Annotated in this window: 5 protein-coding genes and 1 tRNA gene; 3 read left to right on the top strand and 3 right to left on the bottom strand. The window is 65.3% G+C overall.

The genetic code is table 11. From position 1 onward, the window contains the following. Nucleotides 1–95: 95 nt before the first annotated feature. Both HMPREF3097_RS09645 and HMPREF3097_RS02415 read right to left on the bottom strand, forming a co-directional pair. Entirely contained in the window at nucleotides 96–584 is a 489-nt protein-coding gene (locus tag HMPREF3097_RS09645; RefSeq protein WP_141759484.1) for a hypothetical protein, read from the bottom strand. Nucleotides 585–618: 34 nt separating this feature from the next. Then, nucleotides 619–1,629, bottom strand: a complete 1,011-nt coding sequence (locus HMPREF3097_RS02415) for a prephenate dehydrogenase (protein WP_210398513.1) — start codon at nucleotides 1,627–1,629, stop codon at nucleotides 619–621. A gap of 170 nt (nucleotides 1,630–1,799) precedes the next feature. Here HMPREF3097_RS02415 and HMPREF3097_RS02410 point away from each other — a divergent pair, with 170 nt between their 5' ends. From HMPREF3097_RS02410 to HMPREF3097_RS02400, 3 genes are all read left to right on the top strand, one after another. Further along, nucleotides 1,800–2,330, top strand: coding sequence for a tRNA adenosine deaminase-associated protein (locus HMPREF3097_RS02410; RefSeq protein ID WP_246821211.1), 531 nt, complete (start codon nucleotides 1,800–1,802; stop codon nucleotides 2,328–2,330). Next, nucleotides 2,308–2,841, top strand: coding sequence for a nucleoside deaminase (locus tag HMPREF3097_RS02405; RefSeq protein WP_371260065.1), 534 nt, complete (start codon nucleotides 2,308–2,310; stop codon nucleotides 2,839–2,841). Before HMPREF3097_RS02410 ends, HMPREF3097_RS02405 begins: the two co-directional genes overlap by 23 nt. Nucleotides 2,842–2,986: 145 nt before the next feature. Then, nucleotides 2,987–3,071, top strand: a tRNA-Ser gene (locus HMPREF3097_RS02400). Nucleotides 3,072–3,136: 65 nt separating this feature from the next. Here the strand turns inward: HMPREF3097_RS02400 and HMPREF3097_RS09640 are convergent. Further along, nucleotides 3,137–3,673: hypothetical protein (locus HMPREF3097_RS09640; RefSeq protein WP_210398511.1), on the bottom strand; the 537-nt coding region annotated here is incomplete at its 5' end.

The following is a 3,673-nucleotide window of genomic DNA, read 5'->3' as shown; positions in this document are numbered from 1 at the left end:
AAACCAGTCCAACTTTCGGGGGCTAGTTCATTTCGGCCCCGCCAGGGGTTTCTTGCTGTGCGCGCCGGGCCGCCCCCCGCAGGCTGACCCGCGCACTACTCGTAAATTGAGATATCCACGCCTTCGGCTTCCATTTGGGAAAGCATCTGGGAGTAGCAAGTCTGCGTCCAGCCGGAGGTCCCGTCGGTGAAGAAGCTCGTGCCCACTTGGTGGAGGTGGATGTCTCCGCAGTGGGACAGGGTCTTATTCATTGGCGTCGCGGACACCTGGCCTGGTGCCTCGGTGTGGCCGATGAGTGGTGCCGTGCCCTGACCTGCGGCCGGGGCTGGACTGTTCTGCGGAGTTTGCTGCGGCGCAGGCTCCGTCGCGGCTTGCCCTCGGGTCGGCGCAGGTTTCTTACTGGTCTTGTCGCGGGACGTCGTCTTTTCCGTGGATGCTGCCTTGGTAGACGTCGCTGAGGAGGACGTCGCCCCCTGGCCACCGTCCCCTGCATTGTTCCCGCAGGCCGCGAGCCCAAGGGTGAGGGCGGCTGCGAAGACAACGCTTCCAACTCGCTTGGACCTGCGACTTTGCAGTGTGGTCATGTTAAAATTTCACTTTCTGGCGAGCCCGGAGGGGCTAGAAAATCTCGATGCGCGCGCCGATGGACTCCGCGCTGAGCAGCTGGTCCACCCAGCCCTTCGCGCCGGGGCTCACACGAATCACGGGGCGCGGATCCGTCGCATCCCCGTGCTTGGTCGTGGCCTCGTAGCGCTTCCGGGCGGCGTAGCCAGCCTCCGTCAGCGCGCTGAGGTCCTTGTGCTCCAGCTCCTCGCGGGCCTGGTTGAGGATCTCCAGGGCCTCGTCGAAGCACTCGATCAGTGCATCCCGGTTGCCTTCGCACATCGCCCGGACCAGCGACGGGGCAGTGCCAGCCACCCGGGTGGTGTCCCGGAAGGACCCAGCCGCCAGGGCAAGACTGAGTGGCCCGCCCTGGTCACCCACCATCGCCAAGGTCTCGGCGAAAACATGCGGCAGGTGGGAGATCCGTGCCACCGCGCGGTCGTGCGCGCCCGAGCGGCTCGGGATCGTGATCGCGCCGGTGGCCTCCGCCATGCGCACCACCCGCTCGAAGGTGGTGAACCACGCACGCGGGGGCTCGCCCTCAGTCACCGCCCGGTCATAGGCGACCACCCACACGGCACCGTCGAAGAGCCCGTTGAGGGTCGCCCTCCAGCCCGAATGCGCAGTGCCCGCCATCGGGTGTCCGCCGACGAAGCGATCCGCCATCCCGCGATCCTCGACCAGCGCCTGGACCTCGCCCTTCACGCTGGTCACATCGGTCAGGCCCACGCTCGGGGCGTGCTGGCCGACGGCGTCCAAAATCTCGGGCAGGGCAGGAGCAGGAACCCCCAGGACGACGAGGGCATCCTCCCGTTCCGCGCGCTGCAGGGTCGCGGCGAGGTCCCCGGAGACGTCGTAACCATCCTCGGTGGCCTGAGAAACCGTCTTCGCGGAACGATTCCAGCCAAACGCGGACCAACCGCCGTCCGCAAGATCGCGCAGCAGGGAGCCGCCGATTAGCCCCAGCCCGAGGACGCACACCGGGAAGCGCTCGAACGCGGTCGGGGTGCCCGGCGACGGGTGCAGAGGGTGACGGGTGGGCTGGGATTCATGCTGCGTACTCACGCTTTAATTCTCTCATAAGCCCCGGACGCGCGCCGGGGACTGCGAGAGCCCACGAGGCAGCCGGAGTGCCGGCCACAGCGGGTGCCCCAGCGGTGCAGACTCGCGCCCCGCGACCGGCTAAAATCCGAAACATGAGTAACACTGACTCCTTCGACACGATCGCTGTTGTCGCGACCAGCACCGAGCACGGCTGGGCGCTCCGCGAGCTGGCTGATGATGCGACCGATTCCCTCGAGAGCCTCGTCGAGCACCTCCGCAGCGAACGCGCCGAAGGTGCCGTTCTTGGTCTGGTCTGCATCGAGGATTCCTGGTGCGCGATCGTGCGCCCCGTCCCTGGTGGAGTGGGGATTTTGATGTCGGACGCCACCGCGGCGATCGACGATTACCTGGCGACTGACATGCTCGACGAGCTGGACGTCGACACTCCCACCGAGGAGGAGGCCGACGAGGCCGACGAGAACGATACCGCCTGGCCAGAGGGTGAATTCGACATGCTGGAGGACCTCGGCGTCTCCGAGCAGCTGCTCACGGTCGTGTTCGACGACCCGGAGTACTACCCAGCGGAGCAGCTGATCTGCGTGGCCGAAGAGCTGGGCTTCGACGAGGAGCTTTCCGACCTGCTGGACGCGAACCTGCCTGATGACGAGGACGATGACGACTGAGCCAGGCAACCCCGCCCAGCGCAGCCGTCTCATCGGGGGCGGTCTGCCCCGGCAGGGTGGGCACGTCGTTGACGAGGAGCTGATGCGGCAGGCCATCGACGTCGCTCGTGCCACGCCGCCGGGGGACGTTCCGGTCGGTGCGCTGGTCGTCGACGCCGACGGCACCGTCCTGGCCACCGCGACGAACCGCCGCGAGCAGGACGCCGACCCGCTGGCGCACGCGGAGGTCCTCGCGCTGCGGCAGGCGACAAGCCAGTTGGGGGATTCCTGGCGGCTGGAGCGCTGCACGTTGGTCGTGACCCTGGAGCCCTGCGCGATGTGCGCGGGAGCTGCGCTGGGGGCGCGGGTGGGCCGCATCGTATTCGGCGCCTACGAACCCCGCACCGGGGCGTGCGGCAGCGTGTGGGATCTGCCGCGGGAGGCGCCGCTGCATAAGGCCGAGGTGCGCGGGGGAGTGCTGCAGCCGGAGTGCGAGCAGCTCTTGCGGGATTTCTTTGAAAAGCTCCGCTAACCCTGCGGGGAGCCGGGCACTACTGCACGGGCCGCCGGGGCACTACCGGCACCGATCGTCGCTGAACTGCTGGCGTGGCTTTTGGGGCGCGGGTGCGGTTTTGCTACTCTTATCGAAGGTTTTCATGGCTTCGCGCCGTGATCCTGGTGGTGTGTCCGAGCGGCCGAAGGTACTCGCCTCGAAAGCGAGTGAGGGTAAAACCTCCGAGGGTTCAAATCCCTCCACCACCGCAATGCTCAAACCCCAGTTCCGAGAAGGAGCTGGGGTTTGCTCATTCGGACAACAGCGAGTCCGGCTAAAGATCAACAACCCCATGTTGAAGCGCGGCTTCTTTGCCGTCGATGGCGCGGCGAAGGCTTGGGAAACAGTCTTCGACTAAACGTGGAAGATCTTCGTGGATGGCCGATAGAACGAAACGCATTTCCTTGAGGTGCGTTTCATGGCGTTCTGCAAAGATCGGCTCGTGGTGCGCTATCCGGTCACGGAGTTTCTTCAACTTGTAAGCCTGGTCAAACAGTGCCCCTCTTTTCAAAGTCGGGTGAAACCCGGCCGCGAGATGGTGCCGCCATAGAGTTTGAGCATGATCTTTGTGGAGGCAGCTAGTCCATAGCCCGAAGGATGACGCAGCGACGATGTCGTTAGCCGATGGATTTTCTGACTTGGTGGCTCTGCCAGCGAAACGAACAGCGTCTTTAATGCTTCGTTCGAGCTGCGGGGAGACTTTCTCGGGCAAAGCGTCCCACCATGTTGCCGTTCCAGTTGAATCTGCGAGCTGCTCGTGGATTTTGTTTCTCAACGCCACCTCTGTGTAGGCTAGCGGACCCCACGAGGG

Source organism: Corynebacterium sp. HMSC27B11 (assembly GCF_001815985.1).
In the GTDB taxonomy this organism is placed as follows: domain Bacteria; phylum Actinomycetota; class Actinomycetes; order Mycobacteriales; family Mycobacteriaceae; genus Corynebacterium.
This window is presented reverse-complemented; position numbering and strand designations above follow the sequence as displayed.